Source organism: Legionella stuttgartensis (assembly GCF_977063405.2).
The window spans coordinates 238,066-258,058 of record NZ_CDRUHA020000057.1 but is presented as its reverse complement, the minus strand read 5'-3'; the positions used below and the strand labels follow the sequence as shown (position 1 = coordinate 258,058).

Genomic DNA, 19,993 nt, shown 5'->3' with positions numbered 1-19,993 from the left:
AACTAGACTACATATAAGAAAGTGTTCGAAATAGTAGATTTGGAGCACAAGATGATCATGCCAGCAAATGCCCTTTATCGTTGTGAGCAAATTAGAACGTGTGAGCAACAAGCTACTTCTTTGTATCAATTGGATGAAAATGCACTGATGTCTCGCGCAGGAGCAGAAGCTTTTTTTCTTATAATAAAACTTTATCCACACGTACGACATATTGCGGTATATTGCGGGGCTGGAAATAATGCTGGTGATGGATATGTGGTTGCCAGATTAGCACATGAGCATGGTTTATTAGTTACGATTTACCAATGTAAAGCAGTGGCTGATCTCCCTTTTGCTGCACAACACGCAGCATTAATGGCCATAAACTCAGGGGTTGAGTGTCAAGCTGCAGATGAACCATTAGAGAGTGAAGTAGAATTAATCATTGACGCTCTTTTAGGGATTGGTCTAAAAGGACCTGTGCATGGAGTTATTGCATCGGCAATTAATCAGATCAATGCCAGTGGTCTACCTGTTGTAGCTTTGGATATACCTTCGGGTCTTAATGCCGACACAGGAAAGGTAGAGAATTTTTGTGTTAAAGCCAATACTACGTTAACATTTATTGCGCAAAAATCAGGCATGTATACTGCCGATGGCCCAGATTATTGTGGTGAGATTCATTGTTGTTCTTTGCAACTTGATTCATGCGTGTCTCAATTGGCGCCAACTGCTCGTCTTTTAAGCTCAGATACTTTATCTCTACCACTTACTAAACGAAAAAAAAATTCGCATAAGGGGAATTATGGCCATGTTTTAGTAATTGGCGGAGGCCCAGGAATGCCTGGCGCTATTAGTTTGGCTGCTAAAGCCGTAATGCGGACAGGAGCCGGTGCAGTGACTGTGGCTACCTGGCCGGAACATGCCAAAAGCGCCTTATCATTAATTCCCGAAGCGATGGTAAGCGGCGTTGAAACGGCCCAAGATCTAAAACCGCTTTTGGCTCAAGCTACGGTCTGTGTTATTGGTCCAGGCCTAGGGGAAAGTGAATGGGCGATAAATCTGTTTTTGACTGCGATTACTTCACAATTACCTATGGTTATTGATGCATCAGCGTTAAGATTGTTAGCTGAGAATCCTCAACTGGATGATAATTGGATATTGACACCACATCCAGGCGAAGCAGCTTGTTTGCTTTCTTCTTCTACTGATTTGATTCAGAAAGATAGATATCAGGCTGCGACAAACATCCAGAAACAATATGGCGGAGTCGTTGTGTTGAAAGGGGCGGGTACCGTGATTCAAACAGAGAAAGATACTTCTGTTTGTCCTCGAGGTAATCCAGCCATGGCTAGCGCTGGTATGGGTGACGTATTAAGCGGTATTATTGCGGGTCTTTGCGCTCAAGGATACTCTTTATCTGACGCAGCAAAATGCGGTGTGTGGGCTCACGCAGTAGCAGGGGATCGAGTCGCAAAAAAATTGGGAGGAGCTGGTTTATTGGCCAGTGATTTATTTGATGTTTTACCTCATGTATTGAATTATCCTGAATGATGACAAATAGTGAATTAAATGCTGTTATAACAGTCGATTTACCTGATGAGAAAGCCAGTGAACAGTTTGCCTCGCATCTGGCTTCTTGTCTTTGCCCTTCTTTAATTATGACCTTTAGTGGGGATCTTGGGGCAGGAAAAACAACTATTATTCGCTCCATGTTGAGACATATGGGCGTTCAATCTACAATTAAAAGCCCTACTTTTTCTTTAGTAGAAAGTTATCAATGTAATCATCTAACCATACATCATTTTGATCTCTATCGCATTCATCATGAGGAAGAGTTGGAATATCTTGGATTTAGAGATTATTTTACCCACGAGAGCATCTGTTGTATTGAATGGGCTGAGAATGCGGGAGGAGCATTGCCACAAGTCGATATTCGTTTTAAGTTAGCTATTAAGGGGGCTGGACGTGAAATGCAAATTAAGGCATTGAGCGCAGCCGGTAAAAATATTTTAGTGCGTCTTGCAGGTGAAATATGATATTTCGCTTCTGGTGTTTTGTGGTGATGTGTCTTTGCTCTATCACAACATTTAGTGCCCAATTGAAAACAATTGTTTTAAAACAGCAAGGAAATCAAACATCACTTTTTCTAACACTTAATGGTCCATTCACCCATAAAGTATTTATTTTAAGTAATCCTGAACGAGTTGTATTGGACTTAAAAGAGACTCAATTGGCTGTCGATTTAAACCAATTGGGGTTAATCAATGGATTAGTCCGACAAGTTCGTAGTGGTCATTCGGATCCTAGAACACTGAGGCTCGTGTTTGAAGTCAATCAAAAGGTACAACTAAGAACATCTCCTTGGAAACCCAATGGTGCTTTTGGAGGTGTACGTGTTGATTTATTACATAGCGGTCATCTCGTGGCGCCCATTGCCGCACGTACTCCTCCGAAAGCTGGTTACGTAGCCCCAAAAACATACACCACACAGAAAATACAACAGCCAAAATTGCCTGTAAAAATTGAGACAAAGCAGCCAACGCTTCCTATTCTAGCAAATCAACGGCCAATTAAGGTAAGTGGTGGACCTTCTAAACTACGTGATGTCATTATTGTTTTAGATGCCGGCCATGGAGGTAAGGATCCTGGGGCTAGAGGTCCACACCGTAGTCGAGAAAAAGATGTCGTATTAGCAATTACTTTGAAACTCAAACAATTGATTGATAGACAACCCGGGATGCGTGCTGTGCTAACCCGTTCTGGAGATTATTATGTAGGTCTGCGCCAGCGTCTGGATATTGCCAGAAAATATAATGGCGATGTATTCGTTGCGATTCATGCGGATGCATTTAATAACCCGCATTCAAATGGTGCCTCAGTATTTGCTTTATCGCAAAGAGGTGCTACCAGTGAGGCAGCACGTTGGCTTGCAGAAAAAGAGAACTATTCAGAATTAGGGGGAGTTAATCTAGGCGATTTGGATGACCAAAATGGTGTTGTGCGCTCCGTTCTGATTGATTTATCACAAACAGCAACAATTAATTCTGGCTTGCAAATGGGAAGTCGTGTTTTAAACCAATTGGGTAATTTCACTAACTTGCATAATACTAAGGTGGAGCAGGCTGGGTTTGTTGTTTTGAAGTCTGCAGATATTCCTTCGATTTTGGTAGAAACAGGATTTATTTCAAATCCAATTGAGGAACGTAATTTAACGAATCCTTCGTATCAAACTCGTTTGAGCCAGGCGATTTTTCAAGGCATTAAAGGATATTTCTGGGAAAATCCTCCTCATGGATCCCGTATTGAAGCAATGACGACCAATAATATTCATTTGGTTCGCGCTGGAGAAACATTGCCTGCAATTGCGGCGCGTTATCATGTTTCAGTGGCAGCCCTACAATCCACGAATCATTTGCGCGGAATCACTCGACTTAAGCCTGGCCAAAAACTGGTGATTCCTCCAGCATGGGCATAAGAATTCATCAATTACCCCCGCTCATAGCAAATCAAATTGCTGCGGGAGAAGTAATAGAGCGACCTGCGTCAGTAGTGAAAGAGTTGCTGGAAAATTCTTTTGATGCAGGCGCTGATGCTATCACTATTGAAATAGGTTATGGCGGTCTCAATCAAATAAAGATCAGCGATAATGGAATGGGTATTGTTGCAGAAGACTTGCCTTTGGCAATTGCTGCGCATGCGACCAGCAAAATCAGCAAACTTGATGATTTATATGCAATTAATAGTATGGGTTTCCGTGGTGAAGCATTAGCCAGTATTGCTTCAATAGCAAAAGTCACTATTAGTTCTAAACCTGAATATCAAGAGACCGCGACAATGCTGCGAGTACATGGCCTCGAACGGTCGATTTCCCCTTGTGCTCGTGCCGTAGGAACGACGGTCGATGTCGTTGATTTATTTTTTAATGCACCCGTTCGAAAACGATTTTTAAAAAGCGAAAAACTGGAGTTTCAGGCTATAGAAACCACAGTGAAGCGTTTTGCTTTAAGCGCTCCGGGCATTGCACTCACACTAAAGCATAATGGAAAACAGGTTTTAGCTCTTCCTGCTGCAATCAATGAACAAACTCGTTTAACTCGTATAACCCGTATATTTGGTAGTGCTTTTGTTAAAGAATCAATTTATCTTGATGTGGAACATGGTGCAATGAAACTCTGCGGTTGGATAAGTAACTCAAATTTCCAGCGCAGTCAAAATGATCGTTTATGGGTTTATATTAATCAGCGTATGGTAAAAGACAAGCTAATTCACCAGGCGCTAAAGCAAGCTTATGATGGTTTACTGCACCCTGGTCGCTTTCCTGCGTGCGTATTATATCTTATGGTTAATCATGCAGAAGTCGATGTAAATGTGCATCCCACCAAACACGAAGTCCGCTTTCAACAGCCCCGTTTAGTATTCGATTTTTTTACATCACAATTGACTGCGGCATTGAAGTCAAAAAAAGAGATTAACGAAGAAGCTGCATATGGATTAAGCGAACCAATGCATCAAAATCGAGTTCAAACGATTTATGAGCCTTATCCTAAATTAGTTGCCCCAAGTAAAAGCATTTATCATTGTGAACCGGAATTATCTTGGATCATTTTAAATAGCAGATACATCTTAGTATTCATAAATCAACAACCCTATGTTGTTGATATCATGACCTTGTACCAATATCGCATACAAGAGCAAATACCTCATTTGCTTTTCCCTTTGGCAAGTAGACCTTTATTGGTACCCATTCGTTATTCTTTTCCACAAGAGCGTCATAGTAGTGCTATAAAGTTAGTACAGAATCTCAAATCATTAGGAATAAATCTTGAGTGGAGGGAAGATAATGAAGTACTCATTCGTAGCATACCGCTTTGTATGCCGCATTTAGATTTACGGTTATTCCTCGATTCTATTGCTGAGTGCGATGTAGTTCAGCAAGATCAATTGCTTGAATTGATGAATCAATCACAAATATTTGATCCCAGACTTTTGAGTCTTGAGGAAAAAATGGAATTGAATGAATTATTACTTAAAATATATAAAGAGGATAATAAAAGACAGGGCTTATTCAGAGCATTAACCAATGAAGAGTGTAAAAAATTTGTAGATGCATAATTGAGGCGTAATTGAATTAAAGAAATACCCTTCTCCCTATAAGAGAGGAGGTGCCCGATAGGGACCCCCACCCTAACCCTCTCCCACGAGTAGGAGAGGGGACTTTAATGATAAGCTACCGCTTGTTTTTTAAATGAGATAATGAATGGTTAAATTAGTTTTTTGTTTGATGGGACCCACTGCCGCAGGAAAAACGGCTTTAGCTTGTGAGTTAGTTAAACGATATCCTTTTGAACTTATTAGTGTCGATTCCGCAATGATCTATCGGGATATGAATATCGGAACAGCCAAGCCAACACACGAAGAGTTACAAATTGCTCCACATCATTTAATTGATATTAAAGATCCTATTGAGTCTTATTCTGCAGCTCAATTTTGTACGGATGCGTTGTCTTTGTGTGAAGAGATTGACAAGAAAGGAAAAATTCCTTTACTTGTAGGAGGGACGATGATGTATTTTAATGCATTACAAAAGGGGCTCTCAACTTTACCAGAAGCCAATCCGGTTGTACGCCGACAACTGGAGGACGATGCCGCTTTATATGGTTGGTCTGCTCTCCATCAGAAATTATTAGCTATTGATCCTGAATCAGCTGCACGAATTCACGCGCATGATACACAACGAATTCAACGTGCGCTAGAAGTGTATTATTTGACAGGTAAAACCTTATCTGCTTTTCTTGAACAAGATAAGGAAACGCCCGACCATCATTTTGTCAATTTTATTCTTTTTCCAGAGCAAAGAGCGTGGCTGCATGAACGTATTGCACTACGCTTTGATCATATGTTAGCTGAAGGTTTTATTGAAGAAGTAAAGCAGTTACAGCAAAAATGGCATTTAACTATGAATTTACCTGCAATGCGTTGCGTAGGGTATCGACAGGCACTGGAATTTCTTCAAGGTGATTATGATTATTCTATAATGCGTGACAAAGGCATTGCAGCTACTCGGCAATTGGCGAAACGTCAATTAACGTGGCTTAGGCATTGGGGGGACGCTTTTTATTATGATCCACAAAATGAGGCTTTTCGCGATGAGATTATAGCGAAAATCGAGGAAATATTAGATAATCTTAGTAAATAAGAGTTAGAGGAACATTATGTTAAAAGCTAAAAAAGAACCTGCAAGTACGAAAAAAAATTACGTGGTACATCGTAATGAATTACCTCTGAGCTGTCCCACAAAAGATATGATCTTATGGAATGCTCATCCTAAGGTTTATTTGCCAATTGAAAAAACTGGCGTAGAAGTTTGTCCTTATTGTGGTTCGAGGTTCGTATTACAGAATGATTAAATCCATTTGTATTGTACGATTATCTGCATTAGGTGATGTTCTAATGGCGGTGCCCCTGATTAGAACCTTACAAGCCAGTTTGCCACAAGCAAAGTTGACATGGATTATTTCCAAACCTGCTTTTGATTTGGTGGAAGGGATGGATGGAGTAGAGTTTATTTTAATTGATAAACCGAACAATATTGCAGATTATTGGCGCTTTAAAAAACAAATGAAAGGACGTACCTTTGATGTATTATTAGCACCGCAAGCGAGTCTAAGAACGAATTTACTCTATCCGTTTATCAAAGCAAAACGAAAAATTGGTTACGATGAGCATCGAGCGAATGACGCTCATGGTTTATTTGTTAATGAGCGAATAACTCCTGGTTTAGAGCACACTTTAGATGGATTCTTGAAGTTTGCCCAGGCTTTAGGAATAAAGGAACGTGTTATTCGTTGGGATTTACCTATTACTGCTGCAGATTATGAATGGGCAACACAACATTTACCCAAGCAAGGTCCAATTTTAGTGGTTAATCCTGCTGCAAGCAAACCGGAGCGGAGTTGGCCTGTTGCTCGTTATATTGAGGTCTTGCAAAAGGCGAGGGAAAAATGGAATGTACAAGTGGTAATAACAGGTGGACCAATTGATTTCGATAAACACTTGGCGGACCAAATTACCCAAGTTATTCCTGCCATTAATCTTGTTGGTAAAACAAAACCCAAACAATTATTGGCGCTCATCAGTAAAGCAACGGTTGTCCTTTGTCCTGATACAGGGCCATCACATATGTCTACTGCGGTAAATACTCCAGTGATCGCATTACATGCGGTGACTAACCCACTTATTTCGGGTCCTTATCTTTTCCAGCATTTAGTTGTGAATCATTATCCTGAGGCAGCAGAAAAAATTTTAGGTAGTAAACGCATAGAAGATGTTTGGGGGCAGCATGTACATGGTGATGAACCCATGCAGTTAATTTCTGTCGATGAGGTGATGGAGAAGCTGTCCACTATTTTAGATAAATATAAATCACCTGCTTAATCGAGTTGTACTTCTTGTTGCCAGGTGGAACGTAGTGAAACTTCACGTCCATCATTCTGAGGCGTTTTAAAGCGCGCCATCCTGAGGAGTTTACGACGAAGGAGCTCTCGCTGATCATATCAGGAGATCCTTCACTTAGTTCGGGGTGACGCTTGGGAGAATGTATTCTCGTGAGAGCCAGTAATAAAGTAAGGCTGGACTCTGCTGCCCAGGCTCAGATCAGCACTTAAAGGTACAGCTTCCGTCAATATTACAAATAGACTCATCCTCATTATCTGTAAATAAATGAAGCTCAACTTCTTCTTCAGTTGAAGGCTCATTAGACATGCAATAATTCCAAAAAAAAGAGGTTGCTGAAGGTTTTGCCGATTTAACATGGGTAGGCTCTCGAGCATACAGAGAGTCTTTTGAATATTCAGGTGTACATTGGTTCATTTTTACATGAGAGGATTCTCGTGGAGAGCTTGCTTCTTGATATTGCTTTTTCTCTTCTTGTAAATGTTCCAGTGGTTGTTGTTTAAAGCGATAGACATTCATTAAAATCATACAGGCTTGGAGGATCATTAACGCAACTCCGACGACAGGATTAATAGTTAGGCCTACCGCAACGAGTAATCCACCCGAAACCAAAATTGAACCGAGATTGTAAACCAGGCTCATCACCAAATTTTGATTTATATTGGAAACGGTTTGTTTGGAGACAGCAAAGGCAGAGGCGATAGATAATAACGCTCCATTATGAATTACAATACCTGCTGCCTGCTGGGTTAATATATCACTGCCATCGGAAACTACTGCGATACCTAAGTCGCTGGCTGTAATTGCAGGCGTATCATTGCCTGCATCTCCTATCATGGCTACCTTATGTCCTTTTTTTCTTAAGGCTTGAATATGGGATGTTTTTGATTGCTGCTCTTTTCTTTCAGCAGAACTTGCAATGCAGTTAGCGTAAACTGTTTTAATGCCAAGCGCTTTAGCATAACGATGAGCGGTTTCCTCATCTGCACCGGTACATAAACAGATTTCTTTGCCCATTGCTTTCAATGCTTTAATAGTACAGAACGCATCATCACGCAGAGGATCTGTTATGACCATAAATCCAATTGCCGTCTTATTCCGTGATACATAAACTATTTGATCACCAGCTTGTAACTTGGGTTGCTTGAAATTGACCGGTATTTTGATTCCTTTTTCATTCATTACAGTCATACTGCCGATGACATAATTCTTATCTTTTATTTTCCCAGAAATCCCAGAATGATGAGAGTGATCCAACAAATCTGCTTCAACATCTGTTATCTTGTATTGACTCGCAAAAGAATAAATAGCTTTCCCTATAGGGTGGCTTGATTGTTTTTCAAGAGCAGCACAATAGGACAGAAAATCCAGTTCCGTAAGTTTACTTTCTTCGAACAAATACAGTTCTTTTACGCTAGGGACTCCAGTAGTAAGGGTACCATTTAAATCAAAAATGACAGTGTCTACTTGTTCTGCTTGCTGTAGTGTTTTAGCACTTTTAAATTGTACTCCATGCTCTGCTGCTTTATGCATCCCTGTTTTTACTGCTAAAGGAGTAATCAAGCCTAAAGTACAAGGACACGCACTTACTAGAACCGATACAGCACATTGAATTGCTACAGCTGCAGGAAAAAAGATTCCAATAATTACTCCAGAAGTTGCTGCCAGTGCAATTACGAGTGGGATAAAATAAGTGAGTAATTGACCTGTTTTTATTTCAATAGGTGCTTTTTCCAATGCTGATAGTTCTATTGCTTTATCGAGTCGTGCTAAGTAGGAGTGGCTTTGAGTTTTTGTAACACGTATTGCTAACGGCTTTTCATTGTCGGCTAAGCGCATGCCGGCGAGCACTTCGGTTTGCGGGTAAAAATATTGTGGAAAAATGGCGCCCGTATCAATAGTCTTGTAGATAAGACTTTCATCCTCACAAATGCCATCAAGAGGAATTGTTTCTCCCGAATGCACAATAATTATGTCATCTACTTTGATCTTATCTAAATCAATTTCCTCTAAACCTTGAATAGTTCTTTTTCGCACAGTTCTAGGAGCTCTGTCTTGAAATTTTGCTGTACCAATTTTTTCTTTAATGGTCTCTTCTATGGCAATTCCTATATGTCTAAATCCATAAATAAGCAAACCGGCTTCAAACATCATGGGAAGCCAGGGTAGAAATAGCGAAGCAATGGAAACGATTAAGATGGAGGCCGTACTGAGTGCAAATAAGCTATCCATAGTTAACGTTCCCGCCTTGGTCAGTTTGTTCCAAGCGTCGTGATAGGAATTTGCACCTAACATTAGAGTTAATAAAGTACTAAAAAAGGCAAGCGAGCCCATTACAGGTAATGAGAGTCCACTTGTAGCGAGACAAATGATGAGTACTGCAAGTCCTGAGATGCACCCTATTGCACCAAGGAACCAATGCGATGTAAAGAAGCTTTTAGCTTTCTCTAAGTTATTGGTTTGCTGATGGGTAACTTGTGCCTCTTTTTTGGGTGCTTCTTTTGTTGATGAATATTCATATTCTCTACAACTAAATAGCTCATCAATATAGCCTTTTACTTCGGTCCATTCTTTATATTTGTCCCCAAGTTTTTCATCGTGCACTAGCTCAATTATTACTTTTTTAGGATCGGCTGTGGTGACATCTGCATGGAACTTTTTTATTCTGTCCTCGAGTATTTGTCTTAAGTGGTACTCAAGAGATCCACTACAACTGACACAGGTCATTCCGTCGACATAAAAAGTATAGGTATTAATTTTGGACATATTGGCTCGTTCATTAAGGTTAATTTATTAAGATTTGATATTTTCATATAGGCGAGATACATCGTGATTTTCCGAACCTAATGGCGCGCCTATTGTTGCGTATACTATGCTGGTCTTAGTAATTGAAAAACAAGACATTTTTTGTTGATTTTAGAAAATATCAAGCCTTAAGTTGTCTTAAAAACTAGAGGTTTCAATGTGGGTGAAATCATATCATATGCATCATTTTTTGCACCATGTTTTTTAAAATGATTTGTTAAAGACTTTTTTAAAAAACGATGTCTGTAACTCACGGTGAACTCTAGCGATGCAGTGATTTAGGCAAGCTAAGTTTTAGTGGTTGGGGTGAAAGGAGTTTCTTTCACCCCGAATTTAGCTACGGTTATTGTACTGCTGTAAAATCAGTTGAGGGGGCACCTGTACGAACACTTTGTAATAACAAGATGCTGTTAGTCATTAGTAGACGTTCATGAATTTGACGATCTAAATAAAGCTGATAATTGATTTCAGCAAGCAATATCGCAATCTCTTTTTGTACTACAGCAGGTGGCGCGTTATTCAAACTATTAATCCATGGAGTATTATTCGGTCCAGTCCCACCTGTACCAGTTCCACCACCTGTACCCGTACCACCTGCACCAGTACTGTCCGTACTACCAGCACTAGTAGTATTATATAATCTCCAGGTTGCCATATTAAACTCGTTCAGCGCTTGGCTCGTTTGACTCCCACTCTGCTGGTTAGGGGAAGTTTGAGGCATTCTTTTTGACATGATGTAATAAAGGTTACTTATTCCAACCGAGTTTTGTGCCGCATAGGTACGTAAACTTGCAAGATATTTAGCAAGCGTTTGCGTCGCCTGCATTTGAGAGGTTGATGGGGTGGAAGTAATCGATTTCATCAGGCTTCTACCGTATAAAGTATCATAATCTTTCCATTTAGGTAATGAAATGGGAATTACGCTACCTGTAACGTAGCGAATAAAATTCGCTGCAAGTTGTTCTTGATTTTGTGCTAGTAAACCATTTTTGGGCATGTCACCCGTGCCCTGAGTACTGCCAAGGTCTTGATTTGAATACATCAATGGCCCTGTTAAAGCGTTACTATTAAGATGATTTAAGAATTGTTGGAGGTAATTAGGGCTGAAAAAAGTAGTCGCATTAGGAATTTCTCCTACCACATTTGTAGGTACTAAGGTTTCATAAAGGAAAGAGCAGTTCCCATCAAAGGTTTGTGCAGTCTTATAATCCATACAGTACGTATAACTAGGAGTTCCCAAAATATTTAATACTGCTTGGCTTACTGGATCTTGTTGATAAGTTTTTTGGTCTATTAAACTGTTTACGGTCACTTGTCCAGAAGGTGACGTTGTATTGTAACTGGGGAACGCATTATTAGCCAGGGGGTTAAGGATTGAGGCACTCGGGTTAAGGCTTGATGTGCCAGTGCTTTCATTAGGCAGAAACTGGGCGTAGGGATTACCTGCATTTCCTGTATTTGTTCCACCCCCACTGCTTCCTCCATTACTACTACCCGCAGTGAATGTGTTCACTGGAATCGAGCCTAATAAAGTATAAAACTGATAGGCCTGCGCGAGTTGGGAGGTTGTTAAATTGAGGAGCGAATAGCTTATTGAGTAGTTTTGATTATCTTGGGTAGGCGATTGCGTTACATTGTAACCTAAATAATTACCAAAATTTTGGAAATATTCTACCAATTTTTGAGTATTAGTAGAGGTTTGTTGTTGATTATATGAATCGTTTGTATCCTGAGCTGCGGCTGGAAATACAGCAAAACAAAGCGCATTGAGCAATACAAATTTGGACGCTAATTTCATTTATTCTTCCCCTTCAAGTGCACGTAAAACAAGTTTTAGACGGTACTGGCAAAAAACGCGCGACAACAATCTGAGACGCTCAAATACGATATTTCTTTTGAGAAAAACCCCAGCAGGATCATGGCTTCCAGTGCTTGTCTCTTCGGCATGAATCAAAACACGTGAAGCACTACCTGGATGCACTGTATCAATTGCTTGCAGCAGACGTAGTCCTCGACCTGATTTGATATTTCCTACAATACGAATAAATTTATCTTCTTCTGATAAGAGACTCATATCTATTTTTTCTATGTCATCAAGTTCTTTGCCTAATTGCTCCATGGCTCGTTCAAACTCTGGATTTCCATCCAGAGTCCAATCCTCTACACTTTCCATAAAGGTAATCACCCTATATATCATAGGATCAACATATTCAAACCAATATTGAGCAGACGCTTCATGACTAAGATCAGGCATATTTTTACTCTTTCTTTACTGTATTTTCAGCGGATGGACGAAATCATTACTTACTACTATAGTATATTATGAAAGATAAAAGAAAGAAGTAAAAAATATGAAAAAGCAGTCGAGAATTGGTAATCTGCTCAGAAGAATCATTAATGTTCGTAGGTGGTTTGATTGGGATCGAATGAAGGCCTTTACTTTGTATTTGGTAAATGGTTTTAAGCGTTTATTTGTCCCGCAGAAAAAAGTTGAGGGTGAGTCATTTAACGAAGCAGTTAAACTCTTGAATCTGACCGATGAGAGTATACTTATCAAACAAAAATCTTTATTTCGATTGAGTATTATTATGCTATTAGCCGCTCTTTTGATTATGGGATATGCTGTATTTCAGCTTTTTTATGGTTCGATAAAAGCGTTTCTTGTAAGCCTCGTTGTTACTTTGATTGCATTGGTTTTAGCCTTTCGTTACCACTTTTGGTACTATCAAATAAAAAATCGTAAGTTAGGATGTACCTTTAATGAATGGTATAGGAAGGGGTTGTTGGGAGAAAGAAATGAATAAGTTGTTTGTAGCGCTACTTCTCCTTGTGTGTCCTGGTCTTGTTTTAGCGGATGGTTCTTTAAGTTTTGCCCCTCCTGCGAGTGATTATTCTGTTGTATTTCTTGGTAATTTATTTGGTGTTGTTGATGGCGTTTTAAGCGGTACCGGTAGCCAAATCATGGGAAGCATGTTTGCAGTATTTAATGCTGCAGTTTTGGCATTGGGGGGGATCATTATTATGTATACCCTAATCGTGTCTACCATGAATACCGCTCATGAAGGGCAGATGCTGGGCCAAAAATGGTCTTCAATATGGATTCCAATCCGTTCCACTCTAGGTTTGGCTTTATTAATTCCCAAAACATCTGGCTATTGCTTAATGCAAATTTTTGTCATGTGGATCGTTGTGCAAGGAGTTGGTGCAGCAGATAAAGTGTGGGATGCGGCGTTAAGCTATTTGAATCGGGGTGGCGTTATTATTCAAGCCCAGCAGATAAATCCAACTGCCTCCTTGACGGAGAATTCGAGCACTTCAGGAATGGCGGGTATTGCTACTGGTGCGGTCAATATGCTTGCTGGGCAAGTATGTATGCTCGGCATACAAAGACAACTAGAAAATACACGACAAGATCTTCTTGATGCTCAATCCAAACAATCAGGAGCATGTTACTCTGCTGAACAGGGGTCGCAAATGCAGAAATTTTGCTCTACTGTGGTCCCTGATTTTTTAAGTTCAGTTAATGCTGTGTCTGTTCAAAATGCTTCCCCAACGAATTCTTCTTGGAATGTAAGCATGCCCAATTTCGACTCTAGTTCACCTTATAGTTTTTTAAATGGGATTTGTGGCACCATCGTTTGGAATAATATTAGCACCCTGAACTCTAAGTTTGGTAGTAAAGAGTTTTCAGCGAAACCTACTGCAGGGAATAATGTGAAAGTTGGAAATAACACGTTGACTCCAGCAGAAATAGCAGCGACGCAATTGTCGCGAGGAATTGCTGTTCAGCAAATGTATATGGATTTGACCTCTGTCGCTCGAACTATGGTGAGCAATGATCCTCAGATGTCGTCAACGACGAATACCAATAGTAATACTACTCCATATTCTCCAGTTGCAATGCAACAATTTGGTGTCCCTTATAAAGAGAATGGAACAGTTTGTACTACTTATAACAGCAGTACGTCTCCTAAAGATAAATGTGTGATTTGGGGACCAGTGCAAGGTTCTTCAGTAGGCGGAGTCTTATTTAATGGCGCCGAAATTATCAATGCGATTAATGATTACAATGGTATTATGATGCCAACAGTTAATCTAGCCCGTCTTATTTCCCAATCATCAAATCAGAATAAATCCACTGAGTTTATCAATAAAGCAACGACGCAGGGATGGATAATGGCTGGTGCGTACTTCTTTAATCTAGTACAAATTCAAGGTACCTCATCTATAGAAAATGCGGGACAAGTTGATTCAAAGACAGGACTGGATTCAAGCTCTTTTGACCCTACAACCATGGCGAGTCCGTTTGTTATTAGCACGGATGGAAAGACCGTAACCTGTGGTCCAGGAAATATGAAAGACAAAGATTTTTCAAACTTATGTTCCTGGCTGGGTGAAAATAGTGACGGACTACAAAAAATACAAAATGTACAGGCTTTAATTACTAGTACGTCTCCACCTAAAAAACCTTCGTTGTCTTCTAACATGACTGCAGTGGGAAGTGCCCCCTCATCTACGACTTATGGGTATATTAACAATGCATTAATGATGCAAACTCCTGGTCAACCTGGTGTTCAGCCACTGACCTTTGCCAATACAATCAATTTCGCGATAAATACAGATTTATATCGCTTGCAGCGACAAAATTTTTCTTGTGGCGAAGTCAAACCCTTCTTTTCAATTTGCTTAGGACAAATTCTAGGAAATATATTTTATAACATCATCTTAGTAACTATATATAACCTGTTCCTGGATATATTTGGTCAGATTATTAATCAGGTTGTAATGGCATTTTTAATGATTCCATTGCAGGGGATGGCAAATATCTTCCAACAGGGAGTCAAGATTCTTGCTGAACCTGGAGTAAATCCAGTTGTTGCATTGGCAAATATGGGGAATTATTACATTAATTTTGCCGGTAACTTATGGATGATGTTGTTAAATATGGCAATCTCCAGTGCACTGATCCCAGTATTTGGTGTCTTTATTTTTGCCATGATGTCATTAGCGATGCCGCTTGTAATTGCTTGGGTAGGCGTAATGGTTAGTGTCGGTTTTACTACAGCGTATTACATTCCGTTGTTGCCCTATGTGATTTTTACTTTTGGTGCTTTAGGTTGGTTGATTTCAGTTATCGAAGCGATGGTTGCCGCACCGATTGTCGCATTGGGTGTGACGCACCCAGAAGGACATGATGCCTTTGGTAAAGGTGAGGCAGCAATCATGATTCTGGTGAATGTCTTCCTCAGACCTTCCATGATGATTATTGGTTATATTACTGCCATTGCGCTCTCTTATGTGGGCGTGTGGATTTTAAATGCAGGATACGATCAGGCCGTGTCCTTCATGCAACAGGAACATACGGATAACTCGGTCCTTGTTGAAGGACTTCTGGGTTCCTCTCCATCTTCTTCAGGCTCAGGAATCGGGGGCGTAAGTTATACGGATTGGGCTGGAATTTATGCATTCTTCTTCTCAATATTGACGTATACCACTTTGTATCTGACGATCATACAAAAGTCATTTACCCTAATCACCTATTTACCGGATAAAGTCTTACGATGGATAGGAGGCACCCCTGAAAGCATAGGCCAAGAGGCCTCACAATGGGGTGAAGAAGTGAAAGGTAAGACCCAGGAAGCAGGAAAAGAAACCCAGACCGCACAGGGTCAAATCGATAAGACTTTGGGTGGATATGGTGTGAAAGGTGTTAGTATGGCCAAGGGACTTCTGGGCAAAGGTGGTGGCGGTGGTGATGTTTCTGCTCAAGGTAACTCTACTCCAAGTAGCCCTGAGAGCGATAGCGGTGGAGATGGAAAATCTAAGGGTAAATCCTCAAAAAAAAAGAGTAGTTCCAATCAAGACTTGGGCGGTTCCGATATGCCAATAACAAAGTAAGGTTGAATAAAAGTGAGCATCAGGGAGACACTTGATGCTCATTTGGCAGGAAATACATTATCCAGTATGTTATAATTGTATATTAAATAAACACTTGAGTTAAATTCTATTATGGTCGAATTATCTGCTCCTAACAGTACTATAACGAGTCATCCAGATTTGAATCAGGATAAGCTTAATGCATTGCAAAAAGCAAAAATGGATGAAGAGCGATTTCTGCAAGAACTGTTTGTTTTTCTGCAAAACAGACGTACAGCAAACTTTGAAGAACAATTTGACTTGAAAGTTCCATTAACAGAGATTGCCAAGAACAGCGGCTATCAAGATCTACCTACCGCTTTAAATACTGCAAAAAATGCACGGGGACAGACTCCTTTAGTGCAAGCGCTGCAAGATCAGGATTTCTCTCTAGTAAGAACCTTACTCGATTCTGGTGCCGAATATGATGCTCAGGCACTAGAGGAATACGATATCGCCATAAATAGTAAACGTGGACAAGAGGCACTCCAACAAAAGGTAATTTCTCCTCCTGAGGATTATGCCCCTTCAGCTCCTACTAAGTTACATCCAGTGAAAGAATTTGGTCTCGTACTGGGAATAGTAATGATCAGCCAAGATGGGGTTTCCTCACAGCGCGCTCCTGTCGGACCTACATACCAATTGATGACGGATACGGTAAAGGACTATAGTCAGAGCTGTAGTAAAGAACCCGCAAAACAAGACTTCAAGCAAATTTCAGATGCGTTTGCTTTTGCAAATAAAACCGCAAATTTTCAACATAGTACTCCCGAAGGAAGTCCCGAAGCAGGGAATGCGCTTTCTAAACGAATACAATCAGGAGATATAACCAGTGTTCCTATTAATTGCAAAGGACACGCGATGGGATTATCTTTTGTACCAGTGGAAGGAAATCCAGACAAAACCTATTTAGTATTTACCAACCGAGGCGAAGGTGCTGCAGGAAAGCATGGGACACAAATTTATGAGGTAGATACGAAGGATATTACTTCAGACTTCATTAACAATGTCATGAGTGGCCATGATAATGGAAAATCCCATGCACAAATTATGGAACACATTAATCAGGTTACTCAAGGTAAAGACCCTGTCTCTACTATCAATCAAAAACCTCAAAAATATGATAATTGTACCATTGCAAATACGCGCGCTAATATTCATGGAGTCCTTCTCTGTCAGGAAGCAAATCGCAAAGGCGGTTTTGAACATGTGAATCAAGAAGCACGTGATGAAGTCAAACAAAGATATAAAGATTTCACTAGTGATATGAGAGATAAAAAAATTCAACAATTAGAAAAAGCCATAGAGAAAGATCCTGAAAATCAAGATCTAAAAGCTCTGGCCAAAGGGTATTTAGACAAACCCAATAGTAAATTTTCTGAGGCATTGAGCGCTGCTGTTGTTGAAGAATCTCAAGAATCAATCAATATGAGCCACCTTTAAATAAACAACGAGTGTAGCCTGGGTACCGCAAAAGCGGAACCCGGGAAATGTATATCAAGAAAACCCTGGATTTTGCTTTCGTGCCACAAGGTTACAAGCACTGAAGAGTCTTTTAAGTATAACGGGCGTCATCCCAAAGGAAGTGAGGGGGATCCAGCAAGCTTTCGACCTATAAATAAAATACAATGCTCAAAGAGGAGCTCCTTCGTGGTGAACTTCTCAGGATGATGTGGTCACTATATTTGTAACACTATTATTTAGGATAATTTACAATTGAAAGATCAGTAATTCCGCGAATAAACTCCGACATTTCAATCGGTTCTTGACCTATCTTTAATGAGCTGCGAACAAAATTTGCTGCTTCTAAGATGCTATCTAGATTGTATTTTTTTAATTGAATCGAATGTAAATAAGCAACAAAAAATTCTGTTTTCAAATTACCAATGCCTTTACCCATACCTGCAAGTGTTGCATCGATATAGCGAACTCCGCAGCTCATTGCGGCCAGAGCATTCGCTTGAGCGAGACCAAGATTGTCATGAGCATGAAAACCAAATTGGAGGGGATATTTATTAATATACCGCTCATAAAGTTGGGGGATCCGTGTTGGGAGTAAGCTTCCGTTTGAGTCTGCAAAATAAATGATATCAGGTGCATATTCGCTTATTTGTTTGATTGAATCATCAAGTTCATTTTCTTCGTAAAAAGAAATACACATTAAATTAACTGCGACTTCCATGTTTGCCTCTTTGGCCATTTTAATTTTAGGCAAAACGGATGCAAGTTCGTTTTTAGGAAAGCAGAATCTTAATAATTCGACACCACATTCTTTGAGTTCTTCAAGATCTGTTTGAGTGAATTTGTTTGGAAAAACCATGACCGCCATTTTTGCTTTTTGAATCAAAGAGCGACAAAGAAGCAGGTAATCTTTGGCGCACAAGCCCGCTCTACCTACTTGGAGAGGTGCAAAAGTACCATTGCGATAACCGACTTCAATATATTCAATGCCTGAGTTATCAAGAGGACGAAGGATATTTTCTAGCTGAATGTCTTCAAAAATAAAATTAGTTCTATGTCCTCCATCCCTCAATGAGGCATCTAACAGTACAACAGGATCAAGCATATAATTCCTAAGTGTTGGTAACCCAAAAAATACCTTCTCTTAAATTATAGCTAAAATAAAACGTGATGGATAAAGTCATGACGTACATTGTTCAGGATGTCGTATACATTATACTTAAAAGACTCTTCAGTGATCTTATTGTTGATATTCTTTGGCACCAGCAATAATTAATTTGTAAACGCGCTCACTAATAATACCTTGCTCGAATTTTGTTTTCGCATCCCAGGTCATAAGTTGACCCTTTTGTCGTACCAGTTTACGGGTAGCAGAGGTTACCTCGTTGGGATCACTTTCAAGTAAAATATCGCGAACTTCTTCGTCAAATACTAAATACTCCCTTAAAGCGACCCTTTTTTCGTCTACGGTAGGAACAAGTTTTTGCCAAATACAGAGTCTAATGGTTTCAAGAATATCAATAGTTCTACCTAATCGCTCTTCACCAGAGAATGAAGTAACCAGACGACGCATGGTTTCGGCAACACCCGAAGTATGCAGCGTTGTATAAACGGGGTGTCCGGTAAGTGCTGCTTCTAATGCGGCACTAATCGTTTCTGCATCACGACACTCACCAACCATGATTAAACGAGGTTTGCGTCGCAAAGCATTTCTTACTCCATCTGCAAAGCTCGGTAAATGCCGAGGGATTTCTGATTGGCTAACTACAGCAGATATAGTCTCAATTTCATCATACACAAATTCAATTGGAGATTCATAAGTGAGTACTTTACGGTTTGAATCTTCGGTTTCGATCAAATCACGAATAATGGAGGCCAGTAATGTTGATTTACCGGAACCGGTTGCGCCTGTGATAAATACAATACCTTCCTGAGGCGCGATGGCTTGAAGTATATTATCTGGCAGATTCATCGTTTCAAGTCTAGGAGGGGTAGTCGGAATGGTTCTTAACGTGATTTGGATCGCATCATGACCTTCTACAAGACATGCTGTTCCATTGACCCGATAACGGTAGCGAACACCCCGATTAGGGCGAAATTCATAGTGGGTATCAATGTCCTTACCGGAAAGAAGCTGGGTCGTGGCGTTGGGGCCATATATCGCATTAATTAAATCACCAAGTTCGGTATTAGATAAACGACGATTAGTAATTCGTAATAGTTTTCCGTAAACCTCGGCGTAAATTGGTTCGCCTGTTTGGATTGTGATGTCGGAAGCATTGAGACGTTCTGTGTGCTCTAACATTTTATCCATAAAAAGCGGAGTAAAACGCGTTGGTTCATCGGGCATTAAATAAGAATTGTTATTCATACTTCG

General features: G+C 40.1%; 15 protein-coding genes. 10 read left to right on the top strand and 5 right to left on the bottom strand.

Features of this window, described 5'->3' with window-relative positions:
- The first annotated feature begins 57 nt into the window (after positions 1 to 57).
- The 7 genes from ACWTEW_RS16560 to ACWTEW_RS16530 all read left to right on the top strand — a co-directional run bounded on the left by ACWTEW_RS16560 (position 58) and on the right by ACWTEW_RS16530 (position 7,416).
- Complete coding sequence (locus ACWTEW_RS16560; RefSeq protein WP_454782804.1) at positions 58 to 1,533, top strand: NAD(P)H-hydrate dehydratase; 1,476 nt, start codon at positions 58 to 60, stop codon at positions 1,531 to 1,533.
- Positions 1,533 to 2,018 (top strand): tRNA (adenosine(37)-N6)-threonylcarbamoyltransferase complex ATPase subunit type 1 TsaE, encoded by a 486-nt coding sequence (gene tsaE / locus ACWTEW_RS16555; protein WP_454782803.1) that lies wholly within the window; start codon positions 1,533 to 1,535, stop codon positions 2,016 to 2,018. Before ACWTEW_RS16560 ends, tsaE begins: the two co-directional genes overlap by 1 nt.
- Positions 2,015 to 3,457 (top strand): N-acetylmuramoyl-L-alanine amidase family protein, encoded by a 1,443-nt coding sequence (locus tag ACWTEW_RS16550; RefSeq protein WP_454782760.1) that lies wholly within the window; start codon positions 2,015 to 2,017, stop codon positions 3,455 to 3,457. The genes tsaE and ACWTEW_RS16550 overlap by 4 nt, the downstream gene beginning before the upstream one ends.
- Positions 3,448 to 5,094, top strand: a complete 1,647-nt coding sequence (mutL, locus tag ACWTEW_RS16545; RefSeq protein ID WP_454782759.1) for a DNA mismatch repair endonuclease MutL — start codon at positions 3,448 to 3,450, stop codon at positions 5,092 to 5,094. The genes ACWTEW_RS16550 and mutL overlap by 10 nt, the downstream gene beginning before the upstream one ends.
- Before the next feature lie 145 nt (positions 5,095 to 5,239).
- A complete protein-coding gene (gene miaA / locus ACWTEW_RS16540) occupies positions 5,240 to 6,178 on the top strand; it encodes a tRNA (adenosine(37)-N6)-dimethylallyltransferase MiaA (protein WP_454782758.1) in 939 nt (312 codons plus the stop codon).
- A 16-nt stretch (positions 6,179 to 6,194) separates the two neighbouring features.
- Positions 6,195 to 6,389: a zinc-finger domain-containing protein gene (locus ACWTEW_RS16535; protein ID WP_058468769.1), complete on the top strand. Its 195-nt coding sequence runs from the start codon at positions 6,195 to 6,197 to the stop codon at positions 6,387 to 6,389.
- Complete coding sequence (locus ACWTEW_RS16530; RefSeq protein WP_454782757.1) at positions 6,382 to 7,416, top strand: glycosyltransferase family 9 protein; 1,035 nt, start codon at positions 6,382 to 6,384, stop codon at positions 7,414 to 7,416. The genes ACWTEW_RS16535 and ACWTEW_RS16530 overlap by 8 nt, the downstream gene beginning before the upstream one ends.
- Before the next feature lie 219 nt (positions 7,417 to 7,635).
- On the opposite strand, the gene ACWTEW_RS16525 is transcribed toward ACWTEW_RS16530, so the two are convergent.
- From ACWTEW_RS16525 to icmW, 3 genes are all read right to left on the bottom strand, one after another.
- Positions 7,636 to 10,200, bottom strand: coding sequence for a heavy metal translocating P-type ATPase (locus ACWTEW_RS16525; RefSeq protein WP_454782756.1), 2,565 nt, complete (start codon positions 10,198 to 10,200; stop codon positions 7,636 to 7,638).
- Between the two features lie 382 nt (positions 10,201 to 10,582).
- Entirely contained in the window at positions 10,583 to 12,037 is a 1,455-nt protein-coding gene (gene icmX / locus ACWTEW_RS16520) for a type IVB secretion system protein IcmX (protein WP_454782755.1), read from the bottom strand.
- The gene (gene icmW / locus ACWTEW_RS16515; protein WP_454782754.1) at positions 12,038 to 12,493 is read right to left on the bottom strand and encodes a type IVB secretion system protein IcmW; all 456 of its coding nucleotides are present in this window, start codon (positions 12,491 to 12,493) and stop codon (positions 12,038 to 12,040) included. It abuts the gene before it with no gap.
- Between the two features lie 97 nt (positions 12,494 to 12,590).
- Between icmW and icmV the strand changes: the two genes are divergently transcribed.
- From icmV to ankD, 3 genes are all read left to right on the top strand, one after another.
- Complete coding sequence (gene icmV / locus ACWTEW_RS16510; protein WP_454782753.1) at positions 12,591 to 13,043, top strand: type IVB secretion system protein IcmV; 453 nt, start codon at positions 12,591 to 12,593, stop codon at positions 13,041 to 13,043.
- Complete coding sequence (dotA, locus tag ACWTEW_RS16505) at positions 13,036 to 16,137, top strand: type IVB secretion system protein DotA (RefSeq protein WP_454782752.1); 3,102 nt, start codon at positions 13,036 to 13,038, stop codon at positions 16,135 to 16,137. The genes icmV and dotA overlap by 8 nt, the downstream gene beginning before the upstream one ends.
- A gap of 111 nt (positions 16,138 to 16,248) precedes the next feature.
- Positions 16,249 to 17,598: a Dot/Icm T4SS effector AnkD/LegA15 gene (gene ankD / locus ACWTEW_RS16500; protein WP_454782751.1), complete on the top strand. Its 1,350-nt coding sequence runs from the start codon at positions 16,249 to 16,251 to the stop codon at positions 17,596 to 17,598.
- 253 nt (positions 17,599 to 17,851) lie between these two features.
- Here ankD and ACWTEW_RS16495 read toward each other — a convergent pair whose 3' ends face one another.
- Together ACWTEW_RS16495 and dotB are read right to left on the bottom strand one after the other, a co-directional pair.
- On the bottom strand, positions 17,852 to 18,721 hold the full coding sequence (locus tag ACWTEW_RS16495; RefSeq protein ID WP_454782750.1) for a beta/alpha barrel domain-containing protein: 870 nt from the start codon (positions 18,719 to 18,721) through the stop codon (positions 17,852 to 17,854).
- Positions 18,722 to 18,856: 135 nt separating this feature from the next.
- Positions 18,857 to 19,987: a Dot/Icm type IV secretion system ATPase DotB gene (gene dotB, locus ACWTEW_RS16490; RefSeq protein WP_454782749.1), complete on the bottom strand. Its 1,131-nt coding sequence runs from the start codon at positions 19,985 to 19,987 to the stop codon at positions 18,857 to 18,859.
- Between the last annotated feature and the right edge of the window lie 6 nt (positions 19,988 to 19,993).

Bases quoted from the DNA above. Each gene is read 5' to 3' on its own strand.
- dotA (WP_454782752.1), top strand. From the start codon at position 13,036: ATGAATAAGTTGTTTGTAGCGCTACTTCTCCTTGTGTGTCCTGGTCTT.
- icmW (WP_454782754.1), bottom strand. From the start codon at position 12,493: ATGCCTGATCTTAGTCATGAAGCGTCTGCTCAATATTGGTTTGAATAT.
- tsaE (WP_454782803.1), top strand. From the start codon at position 1,533: ATGACAAATAGTGAATTAAATGCTGTTATAACAGTCGATTTACCTGAT.
- dotB (WP_454782749.1), bottom strand. From the start codon at position 19,987: ATGAATAACAATTCTTATTTAATGCCCGATGAACCAACGCGTTTTACT.
- ACWTEW_RS16525 (WP_454782756.1), bottom strand. From the start codon at position 10,200: ATGTCCAAAATTAATACCTATACTTTTTATGTCGACGGAATGACCTGT.
- ACWTEW_RS16530 (WP_454782757.1), top strand. From the start codon at position 6,382: ATGATTAAATCCATTTGTATTGTACGATTATCTGCATTAGGTGATGTT.
- ACWTEW_RS16535 (WP_058468769.1), top strand. From the start codon at position 6,195: ATGTTAAAAGCTAAAAAAGAACCTGCAAGTACGAAAAAAAATTACGTG.
- ACWTEW_RS16495 (WP_454782750.1), bottom strand. From the start codon at position 18,721: ATGCTTGATCCTGTTGTACTGTTAGATGCCTCATTGAGGGATGGAGGA.
- ankD (WP_454782751.1), top strand. From the start codon at position 16,249: ATGGTCGAATTATCTGCTCCTAACAGTACTATAACGAGTCATCCAGAT.
- icmX (WP_454782755.1), bottom strand. From the start codon at position 12,037: ATGAAATTAGCGTCCAAATTTGTATTGCTCAATGCGCTTTGTTTTGCT.
- ACWTEW_RS16560 (WP_454782804.1), top strand. From the start codon at position 58: ATGCCAGCAAATGCCCTTTATCGTTGTGAGCAAATTAGAACGTGTGAG.
- icmV (WP_454782753.1), top strand. From the start codon at position 12,591: ATGAAAAAGCAGTCGAGAATTGGTAATCTGCTCAGAAGAATCATTAAT.
- miaA (WP_454782758.1), top strand. From the start codon at position 5,240: ATGGTTAAATTAGTTTTTTGTTTGATGGGACCCACTGCCGCAGGAAAA.
- mutL (WP_454782759.1), top strand. From the start codon at position 3,448: ATGGGCATAAGAATTCATCAATTACCCCCGCTCATAGCAAATCAAATT.
- ACWTEW_RS16550 (WP_454782760.1), top strand. From the start codon at position 2,015: ATGATATTTCGCTTCTGGTGTTTTGTGGTGATGTGTCTTTGCTCTATC.